A 3532-nucleotide genomic window follows, 5' to 3' on the forward strand; every position below is an offset into this window, starting at 1 on the left:
TCGAGCGTTCCCGCTCCGCTAATCGTCGAGGCGGTCCTTCGAGACGAAAAGCCCCAACACGTCGCGTCGATCCGCGACCTCGCGGTAAAGCCGCTCGCGAAGCCGCCGATAGTCGTCGAACTGCCGGAAGAACCGGGTGAGATCGCGAGATCCCGGTGGGATATCTGCCATAGCGAACGCCTCCTCGGCCGCCGCGCCGCAGGAGTAGACCGCGTCGTCGGTCAGGAGGTGCGCGCACGACTCGAAGTCCTCGGGGAGCCGGGCGCGTTGTTCGTCGGTGAGTTCGCTGAACCCGACGACATCGAGATCGCTCCGCCGGGCGAAGTAGTCGGCCCACCACGTACAGAAGCCACAGTCGTCGTCGTAGACGAGGGCGTCGCCGCTCATACGTCGATATTCGGGCGGGGGATTGATATGTGCCTCGGAGCCGGTTGGGACGGGACGCCATGCGGCGAGCGTAACTCTTTATATTGTACAATTAATACAATATACCAATGAGAGAGACGGATAAAAGAGCTTTCTGGCCCAGATCGCTATCTCGGTTGTGTCTCATCGACCAACAACCGTATGCTGTTGCCACAGCGTTCGGAGGTGACGGCGCGTGATCGGCGCGGCGTTGCGACAGCTGAAGCAGAACCTCATATACGTCGTCGTGGGCTCGCTCCTCGCGGGCCTGCTTGTGGGGCAGGTCGTCGGCCCCGACACCCGGAGCGCCCTGCAAGCGGCCGTCGTCCCGGTGCTCTTCGTGATGATCTACCCGATGATGATCAACATCGACCTTCGGGAGGTGCTCGCCGCCCGCGAACACGTCGCTCCGGTCGGGGCGAGCCTGCTGGTGAACTTCGGCATCGCGCCGATCATCGCAATCGGGCTCGCCCGGCTGTTTTTCGCCGGTGACCCCGCCTACGCGATCGGGCTTTACCTGATCGCGCTTATTCCGACCTCGGGGATGACGGCCGCCTGGACCGGCCTCGCCGGCGGGGATCTGGAGGCTGCCCTCGTCGCGATCGCGGTCAACCTGGTCGTCGCCGTATTCATCCTGCCGATGTACCTCTCCGCGCTCGTCGGCGGCGATGTCGGCTTTGACCCGAACGCGCTGTACCGCCAGTTGGCGATCGTCGTCGCGATCCCGATGGTGGCGGGCACCCTGACCCGGCGGCTGCTCCTTCGGCGCTACGGCCCCGATCGCTTCGAGACGTTCAAACCCACCTTCGGCGGCGTCTCCTCGTTCGGCGTGATGCTCATCGTCTTCATCGCGATGGCGATCCGCGCCGAGAGCATCCTCGCCGATCCCGTCTCGTCCGTGGCCACGATCGTCCCGCTCGTCGTGTTTTATACACTCATCCTGGCTGTCGGCGCGGGCGTCGGCCGTCTGCTGCTCTCGGAGACGCAATCGGTGGCGCTCGTGTACGCGACGAGTATGCGAAACCTCTCGATCGCGCTCGCCATCGCGGCTGCGCCCGGATTCCCGCCTGCGGAGTCGGTGTTACCCATCGCGCTCGCGTATCTCGTCCAACCGCCCCTCGGCGCCGTCTACATGCAGTATCGACGCGATGTCGTCGACGCTGATCGGGGTATCACTGACATCCTCCGCGAACGGCTGTCGCGGTCGTAGCTTGGCTCCCCGGCAGCGGGATGTAATAGATACCCGAAACGGAAGTCGACGGACCCCGCTGTACGACGGGAATGGGAACACCAGTCGGTTCTCGGCCGACACGCCGACCGATGTGACGCTCCGGCGGGCGAGACCTACGGACGATGCGGCTTAGTACGTGTGGATGACCTTGCCACACCGAACGCACTCGATCGTGTCGCTACGAAACAGCCGGCTTTTCCGCTCTGTCGCGCCGTTGCATTCCGGACAGACTCCGAGGTTCCTGCCGTCGGCGACGCGAGCGGACAGATCCAGAAACTGACTTTCGAGTTCGTCAATGCGCTCCGATTGGGATTCAACCACGGACTCCAACTCACCGATGGTTTGCTCGCGCTGTTCTATTTCGGCGGACATCTCCTCTATTCGGCGTTGGTAGGCGTCCATCGCCTCGACGTCGATGGCGGCCTCCCCCTCATCATCGACGGCTATCTCCCGTTCGGTCTCGACTGTCGACTCCGTGTCCGAATCGGCCTCTTTATCGCCCATGGGGGTGCTACGGAACGGACAGACATTAATTCCTGGTTGGTCCGTGATTTATATACGTTCGTCGTCCCTCGCTACGCAGCGTGAACCGAGTGGCTTCGACCACCCGCTATCGGAGCGGCGAGCGCAGATACCCAACTATGTTGGTATAGATGACATAATACTTGCCATCATATGTTCAAGTGCATATGGAGGCAGCAATACTACAAGCAGGGTTCGACCTCCTCGGAGACGGTCGACCCGAAACGCTGTGGCTGGGTATCGGAACGTTGTTCATGCTCATGGGGACCTTCTACTTCCTCATCAAGGGATGGGGGGTCACCGATGAGGAGGCCCGTGAGTACTACGCGATCACGATCCTCGTGCCGGGCATCGCGTCGGCCGCGTATCTGTCGATGTTCTTCGGCATCGGGCTAACCGAGGTCGAAGTCGCGGGTCGCGGTATGCTCGACATCTACTATGCGCGGTACGCCGACTGGCTGTTCACCACGCCGCTGCTCCTGCTTGACCTCGCATTGCTCGCGAAGGTCGACCGGGTCACCATCGGCACGCTGATCGGCGTCGACGCGCTCATGATCGTCACCGGTCTCGTGGGCGCCCTCTCGGAGACGATGCTCGCACGGTACACGTGGTGGCTTATCAGCACCATCTCGATGATCGTTGTGCTGTACTTCCTCGCCACGAGCCTCCGCAGTGCGGCGAAGCAGCGCTCGGAGGAGGTCCAGAGCACGTTCAACACGTTGACTGTGTTGACGCTGGTTCTTTGGACCGCGTACCCGATCCTGTGGATCATCGGGACCGAGGGTGCCGGCGTCGTCGGTCTCGGCGTCGAGACGCTCGCGTTCATGGTGCTTGATGTGAGCGCGAAGGTCGGGTTCGGGCTCATCCTGCTCCGCAGTCGCGCGATCCTCGGCGACACCGAAGCTCCGGAGCCGTCGGCCGCTGCGACCGCCGACTGATCGGACACCGGTATAGGTATCGCGGCCGAACCAGCCGAAATCAGTTTTTTTATGACCGACGAACCATCCGAACCTGTCGCCGTATTGAACACCTACTCAGTCGTCGGGATCGCCATCTGTGCCGTGTTAGCCGCCGCGGCGCTGTTTTCGCTTCCGACGCTGCAGACGTTCGGCCTGAGCTTCGGCACCGCGTTCTGGCTCACTGCGGGGGTCGAATTGGTCACCGCGTTCGGGATCGCCTACTTCGTGCTCAATCTCCACGAGGAACGCGCCTAGATCACCCTCGAAACGGCTCGCGGCCGCCCTGAGGCTGCCCGCGGCCGTCCGCCGACGGTGCCGTCTCCGCCAACGCACGCTCGAAGTGGTCCGCGTTCACGGCCACGCCGCCCGACGTACCCTCCCCGACGATCCCGTCCTCGATGGCGATCATCGCGGC

At 62.9% G+C, this 3532-nt stretch carries 5 protein-coding genes; 3 read left to right on the top strand and 2 right to left on the bottom strand.

The genetic code is table 11. The features are described from left to right. Nucleotides 1–18: 18 nt before the first annotated feature. Complete coding sequence (locus tag ACI944_RS13200; protein WP_411719495.1) at nucleotides 19–387, bottom strand: DCC1-like thiol-disulfide oxidoreductase family protein; 369 nt, start codon at nucleotides 385–387, stop codon at nucleotides 19–21. A 214-nt stretch (nucleotides 388–601) separates the two neighbouring features. On the opposite strand from ACI944_RS13200, the gene ACI944_RS13205 reads away from it, so the two are divergent. Next, complete coding sequence (locus ACI944_RS13205; protein ID WP_411719496.1) at nucleotides 602–1615, top strand: arsenic resistance protein; 1014 nt, start codon at nucleotides 602–604, stop codon at nucleotides 1613–1615. Between the two features lie 150 nt (nucleotides 1616–1765). Here ACI944_RS13205 and ACI944_RS13210 read toward each other — a convergent pair whose 3' ends face one another. Next, nucleotides 1766–2140, bottom strand: coding sequence for a hypothetical protein (locus ACI944_RS13210; protein WP_411719497.1), 375 nt, complete (start codon nucleotides 2138–2140; stop codon nucleotides 1766–1768). 185 nt (nucleotides 2141–2325) lie between these two features. On the opposite strand from ACI944_RS13210, the gene ACI944_RS13215 reads away from it, so the two are divergent. Continuing rightward, nucleotides 2326–3096, top strand: a complete 771-nt coding sequence (locus ACI944_RS13215; RefSeq protein WP_411719498.1) for a bacteriorhodopsin — start codon at nucleotides 2326–2328, stop codon at nucleotides 3094–3096. A 51-nt stretch (nucleotides 3097–3147) separates the two neighbouring features. After that, a complete protein-coding gene (locus ACI944_RS13220; RefSeq protein WP_411719499.1) occupies nucleotides 3148–3372 on the top strand; it encodes a hypothetical protein in 225 nt (74 codons plus the stop codon). The last annotated feature ends 160 nt before the right edge of the window (nucleotides 3373–3532 follow it).

Source organism: Natronomonas sp. (assembly GCF_046710025.1).
Classification (GTDB): domain Archaea; phylum Halobacteriota; class Halobacteria; order Halobacteriales; family Haloarculaceae; genus Natronomonas.

What these genes read in the sequence shown, in the direction of transcription:
- ACI944_RS13200 (WP_411719495.1), bottom strand. Translation starts at nt 387, where the DNA reads ATGAGCGGCGACGCCCTCGTCTACGACGACGACTGTGGCTTCTGTACG.
- ACI944_RS13210 (WP_411719497.1), bottom strand. Translation starts at nt 2,140, where the DNA reads ATGGGCGATAAAGAGGCCGATTCGGACACGGAGTCGACAGTCGAGACC.
- ACI944_RS13215 (WP_411719498.1), top strand. Translation starts at nt 2,326, where the DNA reads ATGGAGGCAGCAATACTACAAGCAGGGTTCGACCTCCTCGGAGACGGT.
- ACI944_RS13220 (WP_411719499.1), top strand. Translation starts at nt 3,148, where the DNA reads ATGACCGACGAACCATCCGAACCTGTCGCCGTATTGAACACCTACTCA.